Genomic DNA, 18,800 nt, shown 5'->3' with positions numbered 1-18,800 from the left:
TGCCAAGGGTCATTGGTGTTAGCGTGGGCGTCTTCCCGTTTCCGGACGGGTAACCCACACAATGATTGGCGAAGGAATGCGCACAACCATGCACCTGAAAAAACTTACCGCCACCACCTTGCTGCTGGCCAGCATCGGTCTTTTCACCCAACCGGCCCAGGCCAACCTCACCCAGCAGCAGTCGGCAGCCATCGTCAAGGCCTTCGACGGCAGCGACCCAAGCGACTTCAAGCAATTCATCGGCAAGCTCAAAGGCAGCGACCTGGCCAAGGCCGACAACCTCGAGGCAACGCTCGATGCCTACCTGGCCGGCAAGCCACTGGCAGCCGAGCAGCAGAACGAAATCAACCGCCTGCTCGGCCTGTACACCCGCATCAAGTACGGCAAGGCCGCCAGCGAAACCCTGCGTGAACTGGTGGCTATCCCGACCTTCAACGTCGAAGGCACGCCGCAGCACGAAAACCCCGAGTTCCTCAAGATCGCGGACAAGATCAAGGCCCTTGCCGAAAGCTTCGGCCTGGCGTTCCGCAACATCGACAACCGGGTGTACGAGATTTCGCTGGGCAGCGGCAAGGAAGTGGTCGGCATCCACGCCCACGCCGACGTGGTGCCGGTCAACCCGGACAACTGGAAACTGGCCGATGGCACGCGCCTGGACCCGTTCAAGGTGACCCTGGTCGGCGACCGCATGTATGGGCGCGGCACCGAAGACGACAAGAACGGCATTGTCGTGGCGATGTACGCACTGAAAGTGGCCAAGGACGAGAACCTGCCGCTGGCCCGGCAGTTCAAGCTGCTGATCGATACCACCGAAGAAACCAGTGGCGATGCCATCCCGTACTACTTCGAGCACAACCCCACGCCCGACTACAACCTGGCGCTCGATGGCGGCTACCCGGTGGTCATCGCCGAGAAAGGCTACGGCACGATCATGGCCAGCTTCAGCAAGCGCCCGGCCACTGGCAAGGGCGCGGAGATCGTCAACCTGACCGGCGGCCTGGCCACCAACCAGATCCCGACCACGTCCGTGGCGACACTGGTCTCCGATAACCCGGCGGCGCTTGCCAAGCGCCTGCAGCAAGCCGGCGCCAAGTACGTGAAGCAGCATGGCGGCGATTTCAGCATCGACGCCAAGCCTCAAGGCAACAACGTGCTGCTGACGGTAACCGGCGTTTCCGCCCACTCTTCGGAACCGGAATCCGGGGTCAACCCGGTGGCGCGCATGCTTGATTTCATCAATGGCCTCGGCCAGCAGGTGCCGATCAAGCACAACCACTTCACCGATGCCGCCCGCTACGCCGCCGACAACTGGGGCCTGGACTACCTGGGCAACAAGCTTGGCGTGGCCTTCAAGGACTCGTTCATGGGCCCGCTGACGGCATCGCTGACCTTTGTCGGGGTTGATGACAAAGGCCTGAAACTGGCCGTGAACCTGCGCATTCCCAAAGGCAAGCCAATCGCCACGATCAAGGACGAACTGGCCGACAAACTGGGCAAGTGGACCCGCCAAAGCCACACCTCGGTGGCCTTCGACTACAGCCTGGACGAGCCGATGTACCGCAACCCCGAGGGCGAATGGGTCAAGGCGCTGCTTGACGTGGCTACCGAGAACCTGGGCATGAAGCATGAGTTTGGTACTTCGGCAGGTGCGACCTCGGTACATGACCTGCCTAACGGCGTGCAGTTTGGCCTGGCCATGCCCGATGTGAAGTACACCGGGCACAACGACAACGAGTTCAAGACCGTGGAACAATTCATGCTGGACCTGCAGGTGGTGAGCGAGATGGTGGCGCGGATCGGGCAGATGCCGAAACTCTGATTGACTGTACCGGCCTCTTCGCGGGCACGCCCGCTCCCACAGGAATTGCGCGAAGTCGGTGCGATACCAGTGGGAGCGGGCATGCCCGCGAAGAGGCCAGCACGGGCGACCACTCATGACGTTTTTCAATCGACTCGATGCCGTTTCCTGCATTGCCGTGCAGAGCGCTGTGCCGGATGCTTTATTTACTCCGAGACATGGCTTTTCCACCCGCAGAGGCTCGTATGAAGACCGTCGAACAAATCCTCAAGACCAAGTCCCAGCACCACACCGTTTACACCATCGGCCCGGATGACTCGGTACTCGACGCCCTGAAACTGCTGGCGGAGAAAAACGTCGGTGCGCTGCCCGTGGTCGAGGGCAACCAAGTGGTGGGCATCGTCAGCGAACGGGACTATGCGCGCAAACTGGTGCTCAAGGGCCGCTCCTCCGCCGCCACGCCGGTGCGCGAGATCATGAGCGCGCCGGTGGTGACCGTGGAGCCGAAGCAGAACCTCGAGTACTGCATGAACCTGATGACCAACCGCCACCTGCGCCACCTGCCGGTGGTCAGCAATGGCGAGTTGCTCGGCCTGCTGTCGATCGGCGACCTGGTCAAGGAAACCATTGCCGAACAGGCCCACCTGATCCTGCAACTGGAACAGTACATCCGCGGCGAATGATCCGCCTCAATGGTAGGCGCGCTCCAGCTCGTCCAGCTGATGGTCGAAGCTGCGCAGGCGCGCCGACCAGGTATACACCAGCACCTCCAGGTCACGATTGAGCACGGCGGTGTTGCCGTGGCCGCTGCGGGTGGGCTCGCCCAGGTCCAGCTGGTAGCGCTCACGGGCCATCGCCTGGGCAACACTGGACAGGTCGCGGGCATTGGCCAGCCAGTGGTGATGATGGTCATGAATTTCGCGGTCGAGCGCCCGGCACTGGCGTTTCAGGGCATCCAGGCTCTGCTCCAGCGGGGTGCCCTTCAACTCGCCCATGACTTCTTCGAAAGTGCGCCCGGAATGCCAGTAGCTGCCCCAGAAATAGCGATCGAACACCGTTTCGACGCGGCGCAGCGCGACCTTGGTATTCCAGATGGTCAGCAACGTTCGCCCCTGCACCACTTCGCGTTTGTTCAGGTGCAGTTGCTGCCAGGCGATCCAGGCCAGGGCCACCAGGGCCACCGCTACGGTGACCGCGGCAGCGGCATACAGAAAATGCACGGCCTGGTTCATCTGTTGCGTCTGCCTGATGCCATAGAAGTAACTGGCCGTCAGGGTGCCCAGGATCGTCACGGAGCACCAGAAACCCGGTGCGTAGGGATCTTTCATCGCGCTATCCCCTTGTTGTTTTCCTGAGCATAGCAACGGCCAATCACTCGTCAGGCACCACTCGGCGCTTTATTTCTTGCTTGGGTGCAGCGCCTCGTTGAGTTGGTCGATCATCGGAATCCAGTCGTCATCCGCGAGGTATTTCTCTTTCAGGAAATCGCGCTGTGAATCACTCCAGAAAGGCGCATCAACCAGCTTTACATCATCATCCAGCGGCGAATGGGTGCTAATGAACCGGTCGATTTCGACCGGATCGTCAGACAGCCCCAGCTGCTTGAAAATCTCCGACAACGGATGAATCGGCTTGTCCATGGTTCCTCCTCGGCGCCGGGCCGGTCGTCGACGATGCCGGCCCGGCATGGGTTGAGAGCATCAACTGAGCTCGCACACTTCGGCGCGCGGCACCAGCTTCAGATATTGCTCCATGCTCATGTGGATCAGATGATCGTGATCACCCGCCTCCAGGTAGACATCGCCTTGGCGGGTAAGACTCGAATCAAGCAGCATCTTTATCTGGTAGGCATCGCCAAGCGCCGGTACGGCACCGCGTTCGCAGTCGCCGAACAGGCTCGGCAGGCCGCTCTCACGGGTCAGTTGCCAGGCCCCGGACATGCGCACCTTGCTCATGTCCAGGTGCCGGTTGGCCGGCAACACGGCCATGATGTAGTTGCCATGACGATCATCGAGCACCACCGACTTGGCGACCCGCTCGGCGGGTACGCCGGCCGTGCGGGCCGATTCCAGGCTGGTGGCCGAATGGGGATGGGGAATGATGTCGTAGTCGCAGTTGGCCTTGTTCAGGCGGTCCTGCAGGGTCTTTGCCATACGCATGATGCACCTCCGGTTTCGCCCCCCATGTCCAATTCTAGGCCGGGTACCGACTGGGAGGGCTAAACTTGTGCAATAGAACACACGAGGTGACGACAGGTGATCGCCCGCTGCTGGCGCTGGCTGTTGCTGCTGTTGCTGCTTGGCATCACGCCGGGCGGCCAGGCCGCGCCCGGTGCAGTGTGGGTGCTGGGCATCGATGATGCCATCGGCCCGGCCAGCGCCGACTACCTGGTGCGTAGCCTTGGCCAGGCCCAGCTACAGGGGGCGCAACTGGTGGTGATCCGCATGGATACGCCGGGCGGGCTGGACAGCGCCATGCGCCAGATGATCAAGGCGATTCTCGCCAGCCCGGTGCCGGTCGCCACCTTCGTTGCCCCAAGCGGGGCCCGCGCCGCCAGCGCCGGCACCTACATTCTCTACGCCAGCCACATCGCTGCGATGGCACCAGGGACCAACCTGGGGGCCGCCACGCCAGTGCAGATCGGCGGCCCACCGGGCCCTGCCAGGGAGGACAAGGCCAAAGGCAGCGATGACGAAACCCTCGCGCGCAAGCAGGTCAATGATGCGGCGGCCTACATACGTGGCCTGGCGCAGCTGCGCGGGCGCAACGCCGATTGGGCGGAGAAGGCCGTGCGCGAGGCAGTGAGCCTGTCCGCCAGCGAGGCCTTGCGGCTGAACGTGATCGACCACGTAGCCGATGACCTGCCCGGGCTGCTGCGCAAGCTCGATGGCCAAACCCTCACCGTCGCGGGCCAGACCCGCCAGTTGCAGACCGCCGGCGCCAGCCTGGTCGAGCACCTGCCGGACTGGCGTACACGGGTACTGGCGGTAATCACCAACCCCAGCGTGGCGCTGATCCTGATCATGGTCGGCGTGTACGGCCTGCTGTTCGAGTTCATGAACCCTGGCTCGACGGTCGGTGGCGTGGTCGGCGGCATCTGCCTGCTGCTGGCCTTGTATGCGCTGCAACTGTTGCCGGTGAGCTTTGCCGGAGTGGCGCTGATCCTGCTCGGCATCGCCTTCATGATCGGTGAGGCGTTCCTGCCCAGTTTCGGCGTGGTCGGCTTTGGCGGCATCGTCGCTTTCGTGGTCGGCGCATTGATCCTGATCGACACCGACGCCCCCGGCTTCGGCATTCCACTGGCCCTGATCGGCACCCTGGCGCTGCTCTCGGCGTTGCTGATCGGCGGGGTGATGGGCATGGCCCTCAAGGCCCGCCGACGGGCGTTGGTCAGCGGCGATGCCGGGCTGCTCGGCAGCCTCGTCACGGTCACCGCGGTAATGGCCGGCAACCCGTTCTGCGGCGTGGTCCTGGCCCAGGGCGAACAATGGCAGGTGCAGTGTGCAACGCCGCTGCAACCAGGCCAGAGCGTGCGGGTGACAGCCCGCCATGGCGTCATGCTGCAAGTGAGCGCCGCCGCTCCTGCGGCGCAAGGAGAGTGACCATGTTCATGCAACTGGGTTTCGGCGCGGTGCTGGTCGTGCTGCTGATGCTGTTGCTGTCGGCATTCCGCATCCTGCGCGAATACGAGCGCGCAGTGGTGTTCCAGCTGGGGCGCTTCTGGCAGGTAAAGGGGCCGGGGCTGATCCTGTTGATTCCGGTGGTGCAGCAAATGGTGCGGGTCGACCTGCGCACGGTGGTGCTGGATGTGCCGCCGCAGGACGTGATCACCCGCGACAACGTCTCGGTCAAGGTCAATGCCGTGGTCTACTTTCGCGTGCTTGACCCGCAGAAGGCGATCATCCAGGTCGAGGATTTCCTGGTGGCGACCAGCCAACTGGCGCAGACCACGTTGCGCGCGGTGCTGGGCAAGCACGAACTGGATGAACTGCTGGCCGAACGCGAACAGCTGAACGCGGACATCCGCCAGGTGCTGGACGCGCAGACCGATGCCTGGGGCATCAAGGTGGCCAACGTCGAGATCAAGCACGTCGACCTCAACGAGTCGATGGTGCGCGCCATTGCCCGCCAGGCCGAGGCCGAGCGCGAACGGCGCGCCAAGGTGATCCATGCAGAAGGTGAGTTGCAGGCATCGGAGAAGCTGATGCAGGCGGCGCAGATGCTGAGCAAGGAGCCGGGAGCGATGCAGCTGCGCTATATGCAGACACTGGGGGCGATCGCCGGGGACAAAAGCTCGACCATCGTCTTTCCGCTGCCGGTGGAGTTGCTCAAGGGGTTGATGGGCAAGCAGGAATAGCGGGGGGGCGCCTTGCGCCCCTTTCGCGACGCAAGGCCGCTCCTACAAGGATCGCAAACGCCTGTAGGAGCCCTCTGGGTCGATCAGATTGGCGCGCGGCGCAGGGTCGCCAGGAAGGTAGCCGCACCAATGAACAACCCGGCAAAGGTCCGGTTCAGGCGCTTCTGCTGCCTGGGCGTACGCAGCAGCCGCAGTACCCGCGCAGCCAGGCCGGTGTAGCCGGCCATCACCAGCATGTCGACGGCGACCATGGTCACGGTGATGGCCACGTACTGCGGCAGCAGGGGGGCATGCGGGTTGATGAACTGTGGCAGCACCGCCAGCATGAATACCAGCGCCTTGGGGTTGCTGACGTTGACCAGGAAACCGCGGAACACCAGGCTCAGTGGCTTGCCGATCGGGCGCACGCCGGACTCATCGCTCATGTCCATCGGCAGGGCGCGCCACTGCTTGTAGGCCAGGTACACGAGGTAGCCGACACCGAACCATTTGATGATGTGGAAAGCCGTGGCCGAAGCGGCCAGGATGGCACCGACGCCGGCGGCGATGATGGCGATTTGCACAATCAGGCCCAGCTGCAGGCCCAAGGCGTTCCAGTAGCCACGCCAGAAACCGTATTGCAGGCCGCTGGACATCGAGGCAATTGCCCCGGCGCCGGGTGAAAGGCTGATCACCCAACAGGCGGCAAAGAAGCCCAGCCATACTTCCATCGACATCACACACCTCGCTCGAACATTTGTCGCAAAACGTTAAGCTAAGGCGTTGATGAAAAAATAACCAGCAGATTTTGCAGGGTTTGCATTGGCTGTACCCGCGAAGAGGCCAGTACAGGTTCAGTCAGCCTCGGCTGGCGCCTCTTGTTGCAGCGACTGCACCTCAGCGCCGCGCCAGCGCCGCACCGACTTCTGGAAAAACTGGCTGTTCGGCACCTGCACCAGCGCCCCTCCCGCCTCGGGCATTTCCAGCAGGGTGGTGAACAGCAGGTTGATGGCGATGACCCGGCCCTTTACGCCCGGCTTGTCGAGGGTGTCGACCAGTTCGACCACGTCTCCGATGCGAAACGGCCCGACCGTGAAGATCAGCACCGCACACAGCAGGTTGGACAGCACGCTCCAGATGGCGAAGAAGGCCACCGCCGCTACCGCGACGAAACCGGACAATGCTGTCCACAGCACGGTTGCCGACACACCCAGGCGCTCCAGCACGAACAACAGCGCGCTGCCCATGATCAGCCAACGCAGGCCACCGCGCACCGGCACCAGCAACTCCGGCGGCAGAGGATAACGCTGGCCCAGGCGGCTCAGCCCACGGGCAATAATGCGTTGCAGGACGAACGCCACGATCAGGATCAACAGAATCTGCAAGCCCACCCAGAAGGTGTCCATCCATTGCCCTGGCAGCAGCGAACGCAGTTCCTCCATCAGGACAGCGCCTCAAGTTCGGCCTGCATGCTTTCGAGGGTTTCCAGTGCTTCCATCCAGGCCTCCTCCAATTCGCCCTCGCGCTGCTTGAGCTTGGTCTGGCGCGCCAGCAGCTCACGCAGTTCATCCTTGCGCGCCGCGTCGTAGAGGCCACCATCACCTAGCGCGGTTTCGATTTCAGCCAGCTGCGCGTGCACCTGGTTGAGCTCGGTCTCGAGCTTGTCGGCGGCCTTCTTGTGCGGAGCCAGTTGCTGGCGCAAGGCTGCAGCAGCCTGGCGCTGGGCCTTCTTGTCGGTCTTGTCCGGGTTGGCCGGGGCGCTATTGGCCGGCGCACTGCGCTGGCGGTACTCGACCAGCCAGCGGCTGTAGTCGTCCAGGTCGCCATCGAAGGTATCGACCTTGCCGTCGGCCACCAGCAAGAAGTCGTCGGTGGTGCTCTTGAGCAGGTGACGGTCGTGGGACACCACCACTACAGCACCGGCGAACTCCTGCAGGGCCATGGTCAGAGCCAGGCGCATTTCCAGGTCGAGGTGGTTGGTCGGTTCGTCAAGCAGCAGCAGGTTCGGCCGCTCCCAGGCAATCAGCGCCAGCGCCAGGCGGGCCTTTTCGCCACCGGAGAAGTTCACTACCGGCTCGTCGACACGGTCGCCATGGAAGTCGAAGCCACCGAGGAAATCGCGCAGGGTCTGCTCACGCTCGGCAGGCGCGATGCGCTGCAAGTGCAGCAGCGGGCTGGCCTTGTCGTCCAGCGAGTCCAGCTGATGCTGGGCGAAGTAACCCACGGCCAGGTTCTCGCCACGTACCAGGCGACCCGACAGCGGCTCAAGCTCGCCGGCCAGGTTCTTGATCAAGGTCGATTTGCCGGCACCGTTGGGGCCGAGCAGGCCAATCCGTGCGCCCGGGGTGAGCTGCAGCTTGACCTTGTCGAGAATGGCCTTGTCACCGTAGCCCAGGCGGCCTTCGGACAGGCTCAGCAGCGGGCTGGAAATTTTTTGCGACTCGCGGAAGACAAAGTCGAACGGCGAATCGACGTGCGCCGCCGACAGCTCTTCCATGCGCTCCAGGGCCTTGATTCGGCTCTGGGCCTGGCGGGCCTTGGTGGCCTGGGCCTTGAAGCGGGCAATGTACTTTTCCATGTGCGCGCGCTGAGCCTGCTGCTTCTCGTAGGCCTGCTGCTGCTGCGCCAGGCGCTCGGCACGGGTGCGCTCGAAGGCGGTGTAGCCGCCCTTGTACAGGTTCAGCTTGCGTTGCTCGACGTGCAGCACATGGTCGACCACGGCATCGAGGAAGTCGCGGTCGTGGGAGATCAGCAACAGCGTGCCTGGGTAGCCCTTGAGCCAGTCCTCCAGCCACAGGATCGCGTCCAGGTCCAGGTGGTTGGTGGGCTCGTCGAGCAGCAGCAGGTCGGACGGGCACATCAGCGCCTGGGCCAGGTTCAGGCGCATCCGCCAGCCCCCGGAGAAGTCGCCGACGCGGCGATCCATCTGCTCGTTGGTGAAGCCCAGGCCGGCCAGCAATTTGCGGGCGCGGGCATCGGCGGTATAACCGTCGGCGCTTTCCAGCTCACTGTGCAGGCGTGCCAGGGCGGTACCATCGTGGGCCTGCTCTGCCGCAGCCAGCTCGGCCTGAACCTTGCGCAGGCGCGCGTCGCCGTCGAGCACATAATCCACGGCCAGGCGGTCGAGCGTGTCTACTTCCTGGCGCATGTGGGCGATGCGCCAGTCCCCGGGTAGTTGGCAATCGCCGGCATCGGGCGACAGCTCACCACGCAGCAAGGCGAACAGGCTGGATTTTCCGGCACCGTTGGCGCCAATCAGGCCGGCCTTGTGACCGGCGTGCAGGGTCATCTCGGCGCCTTCTAGCAAGCGCTGCGGACCACGCTGTAAAGTGAGGTTGGATAGTCTGATCATGATGGTCGCGGAGTCTACCAGCTTCCTCGGCCCATAGCGCGAGTGGAACCATGCACACCGACCTGTGGAATCACGCCCTGGCCCTGTACGCCAGGCCCGGCGTGGAAGCGGCCTGCCTCGCCTTGCAGGCGCAGGGTGGCGATGTCTGCCTGTTGCTGTGCGCAACCTGGCTGCAAGCACGTGGCGTAGCCGTGCTGGACGAGCGCGTGCAGGTATTGGGCGAGGTTGCCGAGCCCTGGCAGCGTGAAGTGGTTGCGCCGTTACGCAGCCTGCGCCAACAGTGGCGCGCGGCAGCGCAGGGCGATGCGCGGCTGGCAGCGTTGCGTGATCAGCTCAAGCAGTTGGAACTGCAGGCCGAGAAAGCCTTGCTGGAACGCTTGCAAGCGTGTGCACAACAGTGGCCCACGGACGCTGACGTGCCCGCGGGCGACTGGCTGGCCCGGCTGGCGCCGGACCCGGCCCGCCACCACGACGCGCTGGACCAGTTGCGCGTCGCGGCGACCGCGCTTCAGGACGCCGAAGGCGCCTGAACCGAGGTACTGGCAGGTGCCGAAGGGGCTACCGAAGCGGCAGGCGTGGCCGAGTTGGTCCCAGCGGCCGTACTGCTGGCGGCAGGTGTAGCCGGTTTGCTTTCGGCTGGCTTGCTGGCAGCAGGCTTGGCGGCAGCAGGCTTGGTCGCTGCACGGGTTGGTGCTTTGGCTGCAGCGGGTTTCGCGGCCGGCTTGGCAGCAGTGGCTTTGGCTGGAGCAGGTTTGGCAGCAGCGGTAGCCTTGGCTGCTGGCTTGGCCGCCGGTTTGGCAGTTGCGGTGGTCTTGGCCGCAGGCTTGGCTGCCGGTTTGGCGGCAGCAGTAGTCTTGGCTGCTGGCTTGGCCGCCGGTTTGGCAGCTGCGGTAGCTTTGGCCGCTGGCTTGGCCGCCGGTTTGGCAGCTGCGGTAGCTTTGGCCGCTGGCTTGGCCGCCGGTTTGGCAGCTGCGGTAGCTTTGGCCGCTGGCTTGGCTGCCGGTTTGGCAGCTGCGGTGGCTTTGGCCGCTGGCTTGGCTGCCGGTTTGGCAGCTGCGGTGGCTTTGGCTGCTGGCTTGGCTGCCGGTTTGGCAGCTGCGGTGGCTTTGGCTGCTGGCTTGGCTGCTGGCTTGGCCGCCGGTTTGGCAGCTGCAGTGGCCTTGGCTGCTGGCTTGGCCGCCGATTTGGCAGCTGCAGTGGTTTTGGCTGCTGGCTTGGCCGCCGGTTTGGCAGTTGCAGTGGCTTTGGTTGCTGGCTTGGCAGCTGCGCGTTGGTCAAGGGCTTTGGCTGCTGCTTCTCGAACCTTGCCTACACCTTGAGCCAGCTTGAGGCTGTCCTGTGCATCGCGCTTGAGTTGTTGAATATAAGAACGGGTCTGGCTTTGACGTTCCTTGAGAGAATCGAGCAATTCTTCCAGTTCACCAATGGCTTTATGTGCCTTGGCCTGCGCCTTGGCTTTACCTGCCTTGGCTGCGTCTTGCAGTTTCTGACGTCCGCCGTGCAGTTTTTCCTGCGCCTTGACACGCTGCTTTTCCAACTTGGCCAGCAGTTTTTCCGCATCAGCCAGCGCTTGCGAGCAGGCATCCTCCAAGTGTTCGAGCAGGCTGCCCGAAAGTTGCTGGAGCAGGTGTAACGGCGTACTTACTGGCTTCTTCTTGGCCGACATGGTTTACCTCCTGGCTGATGAGATTGCGGCTCATACTATGCTTCTGCTGCTACCGCCGCTAGGGCATGTTGACAGTATTGTTTACGCCGCGTTGCATGCCTGGGCAAAGTTGTTATCTTGCAGCTCCGAGCAAGTGTAGTTGCTGAATAAATGATTGCAGATATTCGGCAACTATCTGAACTGCGCGGTGCCCTTGTAGGAGCGGCCTTGTGTCGCGATGGGGTGCGAAGCAGCCCCGGCATTATCAACCCGATGCACAAATCCTGGGGCTGCTTCGCACCCCATCGCGACACAAGGCCGCTCCTACAAAGGCCTGCAAGCACGCACAATACAAAACTGAACACTGGCATAATTCCCCGCTCATTGGCGCAGGAACTGATCATGCCTCGATATCTAGTTTTAGGTTTATGCCTGCTGGCCCCTCTCGCCCTGGCCAACAGCGACGAACACGACCTGGCCTACAGCCTTGGCGCCAGCCTGGGCGAGCGGCTGCGCCAGGAGATGCCGGGCCTGCAACTGGACACATTGGTCGAAGGCCTGCGTGCGTCTTACCAAGGGCAACCGCTGAAGCTCGACAAGGCACGCATGCAGGCCGTGCTGCAGCAACATGAAGCGCAGGAAGACGATGCCGCCGCGCAGAAACAGCAGGCTGCCGAGACGCGCTTCATGGCCAACGAGCGCGGTCGTTATGGTGTACACGAACTACCAGGGGGCCTGCTCTACAGCGAGCTTCAGGCAGGCTCTGGCGCGCAGCCCAAAGCTGGCGGCAAGGTGCAGGTGCGCTATGTGGGCAGGCTGCCCGATGGCTCGATATTCGATCAGAACCAGACGCCCCAGTGGTTCAGCCTGGATTCGGTAATCGAAGGATGGCAGGTGGCGTTGCCGCAGATGCGCACCGGCGCCAAATGGCGCCTGGTGATTCCGTCGGCGCAAGCCTATGGCGCCGAGGGTGCGGGTGACCTGATCGCACCCTACACCCCCCTGGTGTTCGAGATCGAACTGCTGGCGGTTGCTGACTGATCTCGGCCGTCAGGCCTCGACCGCGCCCTCTTCCTTGTGCGCGTTGTGCAGCACCTCGATCAGGCAGTCTTCCAGCTCGAAGCGTTCGTGCAGCAGGGCTCCCAGCTTGGACAGCTTCTCGGCGAAGCGTTCGGTGTCCTTGCATTCACCCTTTTCGCAATGGTCATTGAACGCCAGCGCGATCTGGGTGATGTCGTTGATCCGGGGATTGATTTCTTCGGCCAGCTTCAGCGCCTTTTCGTCGTCGAAAGCCTTGGCCTCACTGACCAGTTGCTCGCAGACTTCGAAATGCCACGCTGAAACGTAGTCGACCAGAACCGCGCAGAAATCGCGGTTTTTTTCCTTGTCGGCAAAGGCCGGCTTGGCGTCGCGCAATGCGCGGAAAGCCTGCACCAGTTCCTGGCGCTCCTCCAGCCAGCGATCGATCAGCTTGTGAACCCCACCCCAGCGTTCCTGAGCGTTCTGACAACTATCGAGCATGGCGATCTCTTCCCTTCTGGGTAGATGCCGCTGCACCTCGCACTACGACCGTGCAGCACAAAGGTGACATCAGCAGGACGGCATCGAGCAGTTGTGTTTTCGGTATGCGTGTTGCGAGATTATTCCCGCGCGTGCTGCCCATCAAGGTACGCAGCGGACAAAGTTCATACAAGCGTTTAATACCCTGTTACACCGCCATTGGTCGCGCTACTGGCCAAGCCTTGCGCCAGGTCAACTTCCGGCCAGGGTGCGGAAACGATACGCCAGCAGGCAGCTCGCGGGTGGTACCGCCAGCAGCAGGAAGGCCAGCAGGCTCCACTCGGGCAGCGTCAGGTCGAGAAAACTCCAGGTCAGCGCGTTGCAGTCAGGGCCGCCGAGCAACAATTGCCGCGCCGCTTCGCTCCAGGATTGTTCCAATACCCATGCGATCGGCAGCGGGCAGAGAGGCAGGGCATCGTCCGCGCCCTGCAACCAGACGTGCCGTGCCGCCAGCAACGCCCCCGCCAGCGCACAACCCAGCGTCGCCCGCGCATAACGGCGGACACCCTGCGAACGCGGTGCCTGCAGCACCGCCGCGAGGCACAGCAGCGCGTATAGGCCAAGCAGCACGCGCTGGCTGAAACACAATGGACACGGCAGCAACCCCAGAACCTTTTCCAGCTGAAAGGATGCCGCCAGCACCGCCAGTGCGGCCAGGCAGGCGGGTAGGAAAAAGGTGCGTAAACGGGCCGGCAGCATGGGCGGTCAAGGTCCCGAGATGATGAAGTGGCTTGAAACGGTAGAGGAAAGACACGCTTTGTTTCAAGGCGCGACAGCAGCGACAAGTCGCTGAATCGCGAGGGAAATTTCTAGCAGACGAGTAGGAAACGTCTGAAGACAGGGACTGCAGATCCAGCTTGCATCAGCGGATAAGTTACCCGGCCCCATGGCCCGCACCTTGGCGCGGGCCATGGGTAAGGTCAGGCGCGCACGCCTTCTGGCAATGGCAGGGCCAGCAGGCGCTCGTCCAGCAGGCCGAGGCCCTCCTGGAACAACTGGTTGCTGCGCTCGGTCTCGCCAAGGCTGGCGAGCAACCGGGCCAACTCGGCGCAGGCCTCGGGGTTGCGTTCCATGCGCAGGCTGCTTTCCAGGTAGTCGCGCGCCTTGCCCCACAGGCGGTTCTGCAAGCTCAGGCGGCCCAGGGTCAGCAGCAGGCTGGCGTCGTCCGGGTGTGCCTTGAGCCAGCCTTCGGCGGTTTGCAGCTGGCGCGCCGGGTCTTCGCCGCGCACCAGGCCGTACAGGCGGGCCAGGTGGCTTTCGTAGTCACGCTTGAGGGCGGCGCGCAGCACTTGCTCGGCTTCGCTCTGGGCGCCGACCTGGCGCAATTGTTCGGCGTAGGCCAGCACCAGCTGTGGTTCCTGGCGCTGCGCCGCGGTCAGTTGCTGCCAGGCACGCTCCAAGGCCTGACGCGCACTTTGCGCATCCTCGCCCCGGGTCGAGGCCAGGCTCAGGTTCTGCCCCCAGGCGCGCTGCTCCAGGGCGGCCAGCTCGGCAGCCGGCAGCACCTTGCCTTTGCGCAGCTCGGGCAGCAGGCGGATCAGGGCCGACCAGTCGCCGCGCGCCTGGTACAGGCGCTGCAGCAGGCGCAGCACCTGGCTGTTATGCGGGTGGCGGTCCTGCATGGCCAGCAGGGTTTCCAGGGCGCCGTCGCTTTCGCCACGGTCCATCTGCAGCTGCGCATGGGTCAGGGCGATGGCCAGTTCCGCTTGCGGCTGACGCTCCAGGGCACGCTCCAGCAGGTTGTCACTGTCTTCGGTGCGGCCTTGTTCGTTGGCGGCGCGCGCCGCACCGAGGTAGAACAGCAGCGGCTGGCGCTCGGCCTCGGCGGCCCGGTGCAGGTGGCGTTGGGCGCTGGCCCAGCGGCCCTCGGCAAGGTCCAGCTGGCCCTGTTCGATGGACAAGCGGATGCGCCGGCTGCGGTTGCGTCGCGACCATGGGTTGACCACGCCGCTGGAAGTCAGCACCAAACCGACCAGGTAGCGCAGCAGCCACAGCAGCACGATCACGGCCAACAAGCCGGCCAGGGCGGCCCACAACCCCGACTGGTAGCGGAAACTGCCATAGGAAATCAGCACATAGCCGCTGTGCTTGGCGACCGCGATACCCAGCGCTGCGGCGATCACGATCGCCAGCACGGCCAGCAGGTAGACGCGCTTCATGGCTTGCCCCCTTCCGCCTCGGCCGGCAGGTGACGGCGCTGGATATACGCCTGTACTGCGGCCAGGCTTTCGCTCAGGTCGGGGGTGACCACCGAGACGGGTTGCTCGGCCAAGGCATTGAGGCTGTCGAGCATGGCCTTGCTCTGCGGGTTGTCGGCGTTGAAGTTGGCCAGCAGCACGCTACGGGCATCGTCCAGGGCCTGGGTGTAGACCTTGGCATCGCCATTGAGCGCCGCCCACTGGGCCTGCTCGATGGTCAGGCTCAGGGCCAGGCGCAGCTGGTTCAGCTGCTGCCCGGCCAGCAGTGGGCGCACGTTGTCATCGGCGTTGAAGTCGATCTGGAAATACTTGGAGATCTCGGCCCACCACTGCGACAGGCGGCTGGCGCCATCGCCGTCGGAGGTCAGGGCACCGAGCGCATCGGCATTGCTGGCGAACTCTGGCGACTGGGCGCTGAGTTGCTGCACCAGCTCGCGCTGCGCGGCCAGTTTCAGAAACAGGCCGGTACGGTCCGGTTGCTGCGTGCTGTTGAGCGTGGCCAGGCTACGCGCCAGCTGCTCGCGAGCGGCGAAGGCGCCCGGGTCGCTCTGTTCACGCAGGATCTCGTCGGCACCCTCGACCAGCGCCTTGGCACTGGTGATGTCCTGCAGCGCCGACAGGCGCAGGGTGGCCAGGCGCAGCAAGTGCTCGGCCTCGGCCAGGCGCCATTCCTTGCGGCTTTCACCCAGCACGGTTTCCAGGCGCTGGCTGAGGCGTTGCTGGTCGCCTTGCAGTTGCGCCACCAGGCGGCGGCGGTCTTCCAGCTCGCTGGCAGGCGGCAGGCTGGCCAGCTGCGCGCTGATCTGCTGTTCACGCTGCTGCAGGGCTTCGGCGCGCTGGTTCAGCGCCTCGATGTGCTGGCCCTGGTTGAATTCGCTGCCTTGCAGTTGACGCACCTGCCAGACACCCCAGCCACCTACCGCGACCCCGGCCGCCCCCAGCAGCAGGGCCAGGGCTGCCAGGCCACTGCCGGAGCGCTTGGCAGGTGGGGGGGTGACGGGTTCCGTCGGCGCCTGTGCCGACGGCTGATCGTTTTTGGACAAGACAGTCTCGCTCACGTATCCATCCTTTGCATGGGGGCGCACCGCGTTCAGCTTAGCGCCTTAGGAGGCAGGTGCAGCGCTGCGCTGCACGGCTGCCAGCAAGGCCGTGGCACTGGCGCCACGGCAATCCACAACCTGTTGGGCCCCGGCGGCCCTGGCCTGTTCGGCGACCCGCGGGCTGGGCACGAACAGCGGCAGGCGCGCCAGCTGCGGCCAATCGGCGCCGGCCATCTGCTGCAAGTGTTCAAAACCCTGCCCACTGCTGACCACCAGGCCATTGAGGCGTTCCGCTTCGATGCGGCGCATCAAGGTGCCCGGCGGGTAAACCGGCAGGCAACGACGATACAGTTCCAGATAATCGACACTAGCACCTTGCTCTGCAAGACGCTCTGCCAGCAGTTCGCGACCTCCGACCCCGCGCACGATCAAGATGCGCGGCGTCGGCACGGCTACAGCCTGGCGCAGGGCTGGCAGCGCCAGCAAGGCTTCGCTGTCATCGCCGGCCGATGGGACGTTCACTGCCAGGCCCGCCGCCTGCAACACCGCCGCAGTCGCCTCGCCCACGGTGAACCAGCCTTGCCGTGGCGGCTGCAGGCCGGCCTCGGCCAGTTGTTCGAGCAATAACCTGGCGGCCGGCTTGCTGACCACGATGATCGCCTGGAAGCCCGACAGGCCTTCCAGCAATTGGCGTTGGCGGTCATCCACGGCAACCGGTTCGATCGCCAGCAACGGCAGGCAGCTACTGCCCACCCCCGCCGCCGCCAGGCTTTGCGCCAGCGCTGCGCAGTCTTCGACAGGCCGGGTCAGCAACAGGCGCCAGGGGCTCACGGGTGGCCGGCCTCGCCGTAGACTTCCTTGAGGATGGCCTCGGCGCCCTGCCCCAGCAGCTCTTCGGCGACCTGCACGCCAAGCGTCTCGGCGTTGCCACGGGGTGCGCGGGCTTCCGCCACCAGCAGGGTGCCGCCGCTGGGCTGGCCGACCAGGCCGCGCAGCCACAATTGGTCACCTTCCAGCACCGCGTAGCAGGCGATCGGCACCTGGCAGCCGCCGTTCAGGCGTTTGTTCAGGGCGCGCTCGGCCACCACCCGGTCAGCGGTATCGACGTGGTGCAGCGGTGCCAGCAATGCATGGATCTCGCGGTCGGCGCTGCGGCATTCGATGCCCACCGCCCCCTGGCCACCCGCCGGCAGGCTGTCGTCGACGCTGATGGTGGAGGTGATGCGGTCTTCGAAGCCCAGGCGGATCAGGCCGGCAGCGGCGAGGATGATGGCGTCGTACTCACCGGCATCCAGCTTGGCCAGGCGGGTGTTGACGTTGCCGCGCAGGAACCGGATCTGCAAGTCGGGGCGGCGCGCCAGCAGCTGGGCCTGGCGGCGCAGGCTGGAGGTGCCGACGATGCTGCCGGCCGGCAGTGCTTCGAGGCTGGCAAAGCGGTTGGAGACGAAGGCATCACGCGGGTCTTCGCGCTCGCAGATGCAGTACAGGCCCAGGCCTTCGGGGAAGTCCATGGGCACGTCCTTCATCGAATGCACGGCGATGTCGGCTTCATTGTCCAGCAGGGCGGTTTCCAGTTCCTTGACGAACAGGCCCTTGCCGCCGATTTTCGCCAGGGGCGCGTCGAGCAGCTTGTCACCGCGGCTGACCATGGGCACCAGGGTCACCAGCAGACCGGGGTGGGCCTGCTCGAGGCGGGCTTTGACGTATTCGGCCTGCCACAGGGCCAAGGCACTTTTACGGGTGGCGATGCGGATTTCGCGAGTGGACATGAAACGCCCCGATCCAGAGAAATGCTGCCGATGATAACAGCATCGCCGCTATCGCTAGCAGATGTGGATCAGTCAAGGGCCTCTTCGCGGCTGAAGCCGCCCACCGGGTACAGTGCCGCTTGCCAGGGCAATGCTGAACCTGTGGGCGCGTCTTTAGCCGCGAACAAGGGCGCAGCCCTTGCCATGCGCGCGCCGTATCAGAGGGTTTGCATCATCTTGCGCACGCCGGCGACATGGCGTCGGCTGACGGTCAGGGCATCGCCTTCCAGGCCCTTCAGGTACAGCTGAAAATGCCCCAGCGGGGTGCGCTGCAGGCGTTCGATACGTTCACGGGCAACCAGTGCGTTGCGGTGGATACGCACGAAACGTTCACCAAACTCGTCTTCCAGGGCCTTCAGCGGCTCGTCGAGCAGCACTTCGCCGGCCTCGTGGCGCAAGGTCACGTACTTGTGGTCGGCAATGAAATAGATCACCTGGGGCAAAGGGATCAGCTCGATGCCTTTGCGGGTGCGGGCACTGATGTGGCTGCGCGGGCCGCCACCTTCACTGCCCGGCCGGGTGAGCGCGGCCAACTGCGCGCGATTGGGTTTTTCGGCCTTGCGCAAGGCATCGCGCAAGGCCTGCGCCTGGAAAGGCTTGGTCACATGGCTGAGGGCACTGTCCTTGAACGCCTCGGCACCATATTCATCGTCCCCGGTGCAAAACACCACCGCCGGCGGCGCCTCGCGCTCGCACAGGCGAGCAGCGACCTGCAAGCCGTCCAGGCCTGGCATGCCGATGTCCAGCAGGACCACATCGGGCTTCAGGCTTTCGATCAGCGCCAGGGCCTCCTCGCCGTTGGTGGCGCTAGGCTCCAGCACGGTGTATCCCTCCAGCTCGCCGAGCAGGCGGCTGAGGCGCTCACGGCCTTGGGGTTCGTCATCAACGATCAGGACATTCATAATTGCGCTGGATTCCTGAATGAGTCTCGCACAGGTATAGCGTAGACAGGTATGGTTCGAGCGACACTGCGGTCAGGCTCTAGACCGGTGCGATGGCCAAAGATTCACTCGGCAGGCAGATTCACTGCCAGTCCTCTGTCCAACTGTAGACGGTCCGTGGA

The 18,800-nt window shown here is 64.2% G+C and carries 20 protein-coding genes; 6 read left to right on the top strand and 14 right to left on the bottom strand.

The window, feature by feature from the left end; all coding sequences use genetic code 11:
- Window positions 1–88: 88 nt before the first annotated feature.
- Together HG549_RS00895 and HG549_RS00890 are read left to right on the top strand one after the other, a co-directional pair.
- Window positions 89–1,819: a dipeptidase gene (locus HG549_RS00895; RefSeq protein ID WP_170027761.1), complete on the top strand. Its 1,731-nt coding sequence runs from the start codon at window positions 89–91 to the stop codon at window positions 1,817–1,819.
- 224 nt (window positions 1,820–2,043) lie between these two features.
- On the top strand, window positions 2,044–2,481 hold the full coding sequence (locus HG549_RS00890; RefSeq protein WP_056806073.1) for a CBS domain-containing protein: 438 nt from the start codon (window positions 2,044–2,046) through the stop codon (window positions 2,479–2,481).
- A gap of 6 nt (window positions 2,482–2,487) precedes the next feature.
- Here HG549_RS00890 and HG549_RS00885 read toward each other — a convergent pair whose 3' ends face one another.
- The 3 genes from HG549_RS00885 to HG549_RS00875 all read right to left on the bottom strand — a co-directional run bounded on the left by HG549_RS00885 (window position 2,488) and on the right by HG549_RS00875 (window position 3,957).
- Window positions 2,488–3,126 carry an NADH:ubiquinone oxidoreductase subunit N gene (locus tag HG549_RS00885; protein WP_170027760.1) on the bottom strand — a complete coding sequence of 213 codons (639 nt, stop codon included), beginning with the start codon at window positions 3,124–3,126 and terminating at the stop codon, window positions 2,488–2,490.
- 69 nt (window positions 3,127–3,195) lie between these two features.
- Entirely contained in the window at window positions 3,196–3,438 is a 243-nt protein-coding gene (locus tag HG549_RS00880) for a DUF2789 domain-containing protein (RefSeq protein WP_170027759.1), read from the bottom strand.
- A gap of 60 nt (window positions 3,439–3,498) precedes the next feature.
- Window positions 3,499–3,957, bottom strand: a complete 459-nt coding sequence (locus HG549_RS00875) for an aminoacyl-tRNA deacylase (protein WP_170027758.1) — start codon at window positions 3,955–3,957, stop codon at window positions 3,499–3,501.
- 96 nt (window positions 3,958–4,053) lie between these two features.
- Between HG549_RS00875 and HG549_RS00870 the strand changes: the two genes are divergently transcribed.
- Window positions 4,054–5,400 carry a nodulation protein NfeD gene (locus tag HG549_RS00870; RefSeq protein WP_170027757.1) on the top strand — a complete coding sequence of 449 codons (1,347 nt, stop codon included), beginning with the start codon at window positions 4,054–4,056 and terminating at the stop codon, window positions 5,398–5,400.
- A 2-nt stretch (window positions 5,401–5,402) separates the two neighbouring features.
- Window positions 5,403–6,155: a slipin family protein gene (locus HG549_RS00865; RefSeq protein ID WP_170027756.1), complete on the top strand. Its 753-nt coding sequence runs from the start codon at window positions 5,403–5,405 to the stop codon at window positions 6,153–6,155.
- 83 nt (window positions 6,156–6,238) lie between these two features.
- Here HG549_RS00865 and HG549_RS00860 read toward each other — a convergent pair whose 3' ends face one another.
- From HG549_RS00860 to HG549_RS00850, 3 genes are all read right to left on the bottom strand, one after another.
- On the bottom strand, window positions 6,239–6,871 hold the full coding sequence (locus HG549_RS00860) for a LysE family transporter (RefSeq protein ID WP_170027755.1): 633 nt from the start codon (window positions 6,869–6,871) through the stop codon (window positions 6,239–6,241).
- A gap of 117 nt (window positions 6,872–6,988) precedes the next feature.
- Window positions 6,989–7,576: a mechanosensitive ion channel family protein gene (locus tag HG549_RS00855; RefSeq protein WP_170027754.1), complete on the bottom strand. Its 588-nt coding sequence runs from the start codon at window positions 7,574–7,576 to the stop codon at window positions 6,989–6,991.
- Window positions 7,576–9,486, bottom strand: coding sequence for an ATP-binding cassette domain-containing protein (locus tag HG549_RS00850; protein ID WP_170027753.1), 1,911 nt, complete (start codon window positions 9,484–9,486; stop codon window positions 7,576–7,578). The genes HG549_RS00855 and HG549_RS00850 overlap by 1 nt, the downstream gene beginning before the upstream one ends.
- A 50-nt stretch (window positions 9,487–9,536) precedes the next feature.
- Here HG549_RS00850 and HG549_RS00845 point away from each other — a divergent pair, with 50 nt between their 5' ends.
- Window positions 9,537–10,016, top strand: coding sequence for a TIGR02444 family protein (locus tag HG549_RS00845; protein WP_170027752.1), 480 nt, complete (start codon window positions 9,537–9,539; stop codon window positions 10,014–10,016).
- On the opposite strand, the gene HG549_RS00840 is transcribed toward HG549_RS00845, so the two are convergent.
- The gene (locus tag HG549_RS00840; protein ID WP_170027751.1) at window positions 9,995–11,152 is read right to left on the bottom strand and encodes an AlgP family protein; all 1,158 of its coding nucleotides are present in this window, start codon (window positions 11,150–11,152) and stop codon (window positions 9,995–9,997) included. The genes HG549_RS00845 and HG549_RS00840 overlap by 22 nt on opposite strands.
- 381 nt (window positions 11,153–11,533) lie before the next feature.
- On the opposite strand from HG549_RS00840, the gene HG549_RS00835 reads away from it, so the two are divergent.
- Window positions 11,534–12,172: an FKBP-type peptidyl-prolyl cis-trans isomerase gene (locus HG549_RS00835; protein WP_170027750.1), complete on the top strand. Its 639-nt coding sequence runs from the start codon at window positions 11,534–11,536 to the stop codon at window positions 12,170–12,172.
- Window positions 12,173–12,181: 9 nt separating this feature from the next.
- Here the strand turns inward: HG549_RS00835 and rsd are convergent, their stop codons facing one another.
- The 7 genes from rsd to HG549_RS00800 all read right to left on the bottom strand — a co-directional run bounded on the left by rsd (window position 12,182) and on the right by HG549_RS00800 (window position 18,639).
- Window positions 12,182–12,652, bottom strand: coding sequence for a sigma D regulator (gene rsd, locus HG549_RS00830; RefSeq protein ID WP_170027749.1), 471 nt, complete (start codon window positions 12,650–12,652; stop codon window positions 12,182–12,184).
- Window positions 12,653–12,883: 231 nt separating this feature from the next.
- Window positions 12,884–13,390 carry a disulfide bond formation protein B gene (locus HG549_RS00825; protein ID WP_170027748.1) on the bottom strand — a complete coding sequence of 169 codons (507 nt, stop codon included), beginning with the start codon at window positions 13,388–13,390 and terminating at the stop codon, window positions 12,884–12,886.
- A 221-nt stretch (window positions 13,391–13,611) separates the two neighbouring features.
- Window positions 13,612–14,850, bottom strand: a complete 1,239-nt coding sequence (locus HG549_RS00820; RefSeq protein ID WP_170027747.1) for a heme biosynthesis protein HemY — start codon at window positions 14,848–14,850, stop codon at window positions 13,612–13,614.
- Window positions 14,847–15,947, bottom strand: coding sequence for a uroporphyrinogen-III C-methyltransferase (locus HG549_RS00815; RefSeq protein ID WP_170027746.1), 1,101 nt, complete (start codon window positions 15,945–15,947; stop codon window positions 14,847–14,849). Before HG549_RS00815 ends, HG549_RS00820 begins: the two co-directional genes overlap by 4 nt.
- A 45-nt stretch (window positions 15,948–15,992) precedes the next feature.
- A complete protein-coding gene (locus HG549_RS00810) occupies window positions 15,993–16,760 on the bottom strand; it encodes a uroporphyrinogen-III synthase (RefSeq protein ID WP_170027745.1) in 768 nt (255 codons plus the stop codon).
- A complete protein-coding gene (gene hemC / locus HG549_RS00805) occupies window positions 16,757–17,698 on the bottom strand; it encodes a hydroxymethylbilane synthase (protein WP_170027744.1) in 942 nt (313 codons plus the stop codon). Before hemC ends, HG549_RS00810 begins: the two co-directional genes overlap by 4 nt.
- A gap of 197 nt (window positions 17,699–17,895) precedes the next feature.
- Window positions 17,896–18,639, bottom strand: coding sequence for a LytTR family DNA-binding domain-containing protein (locus HG549_RS00800; RefSeq protein ID WP_170027743.1), 744 nt, complete (start codon window positions 18,637–18,639; stop codon window positions 17,896–17,898).
- Between the last annotated feature and the right edge of the window lie 161 nt (window positions 18,640–18,800).

The sequence above is a fragment of the Pseudomonas sp. SK genome, assembly GCF_012975065.1.
In the GTDB taxonomy this organism is placed as follows: Bacteria; Pseudomonadota; Gammaproteobacteria; order Pseudomonadales; family Pseudomonadaceae; genus Aquipseudomonas; species Aquipseudomonas anuradhapurensis.
The sequence above is the reverse complement of the archived record's forward strand: the minus strand, read 5'-3'. Positions and strand labels throughout refer to the sequence as shown.

Excerpts from the sequence above, each read along its gene's own strand:
- HG549_RS00895 (WP_170027761.1), top strand. The coding sequence starts at position 89 with ATGCACCTGAAAAAACTTACCGCCACCACCTTGCTGCTGGCCAGCATC.
- HG549_RS00890 (WP_056806073.1), top strand. The coding sequence starts at position 2,044 with ATGAAGACCGTCGAACAAATCCTCAAGACCAAGTCCCAGCACCACACC.
- HG549_RS00885 (WP_170027760.1), bottom strand. The coding sequence starts at position 3,126 with ATGAAAGATCCCTACGCACCGGGTTTCTGGTGCTCCGTGACGATCCTG.
- HG549_RS00880 (WP_170027759.1), bottom strand. The coding sequence starts at position 3,438 with ATGGACAAGCCGATTCATCCGTTGTCGGAGATTTTCAAGCAGCTGGGG.
- HG549_RS00875 (WP_170027758.1), bottom strand. The coding sequence starts at position 3,957 with ATGCGTATGGCAAAGACCCTGCAGGACCGCCTGAACAAGGCCAACTGC.
- HG549_RS00865 (WP_170027756.1), top strand. The coding sequence starts at position 5,403 with ATGTTCATGCAACTGGGTTTCGGCGCGGTGCTGGTCGTGCTGCTGATG.
- HG549_RS00860 (WP_170027755.1), bottom strand. The coding sequence starts at position 6,871 with ATGTCGATGGAAGTATGGCTGGGCTTCTTTGCCGCCTGTTGGGTGATC.
- HG549_RS00855 (WP_170027754.1), bottom strand. The coding sequence starts at position 7,576 with ATGGAGGAACTGCGTTCGCTGCTGCCAGGGCAATGGATGGACACCTTC.
- HG549_RS00850 (WP_170027753.1), bottom strand. The coding sequence starts at position 9,486 with ATGATCAGACTATCCAACCTCACTTTACAGCGTGGTCCGCAGCGCTTG.
- HG549_RS00845 (WP_170027752.1), top strand. The coding sequence starts at position 9,537 with ATGCACACCGACCTGTGGAATCACGCCCTGGCCCTGTACGCCAGGCCC.
- HG549_RS00840 (WP_170027751.1), bottom strand. The coding sequence starts at position 11,152 with ATGTCGGCCAAGAAGAAGCCAGTAAGTACGCCGTTACACCTGCTCCAG.
- HG549_RS00835 (WP_170027750.1), top strand. The coding sequence starts at position 11,534 with ATGCCTCGATATCTAGTTTTAGGTTTATGCCTGCTGGCCCCTCTCGCC.
- rsd (WP_170027749.1), bottom strand. The coding sequence starts at position 12,652 with ATGCTCGATAGTTGTCAGAACGCTCAGGAACGCTGGGGTGGGGTTCAC.
- HG549_RS00825 (WP_170027748.1), bottom strand. The coding sequence starts at position 13,390 with ATGCTGCCGGCCCGTTTACGCACCTTTTTCCTACCCGCCTGCCTGGCC.
- HG549_RS00820 (WP_170027747.1), bottom strand. The coding sequence starts at position 14,850 with ATGAAGCGCGTCTACCTGCTGGCCGTGCTGGCGATCGTGATCGCCGCA.
- hemC (WP_170027744.1), bottom strand. The coding sequence starts at position 17,698 with ATGTCCACTCGCGAAATCCGCATCGCCACCCGTAAAAGTGCCTTGGCC.
- HG549_RS00800 (WP_170027743.1), bottom strand. The coding sequence starts at position 18,639 with ATGAATGTCCTGATCGTTGATGACGAACCCCAAGGCCGTGAGCGCCTC.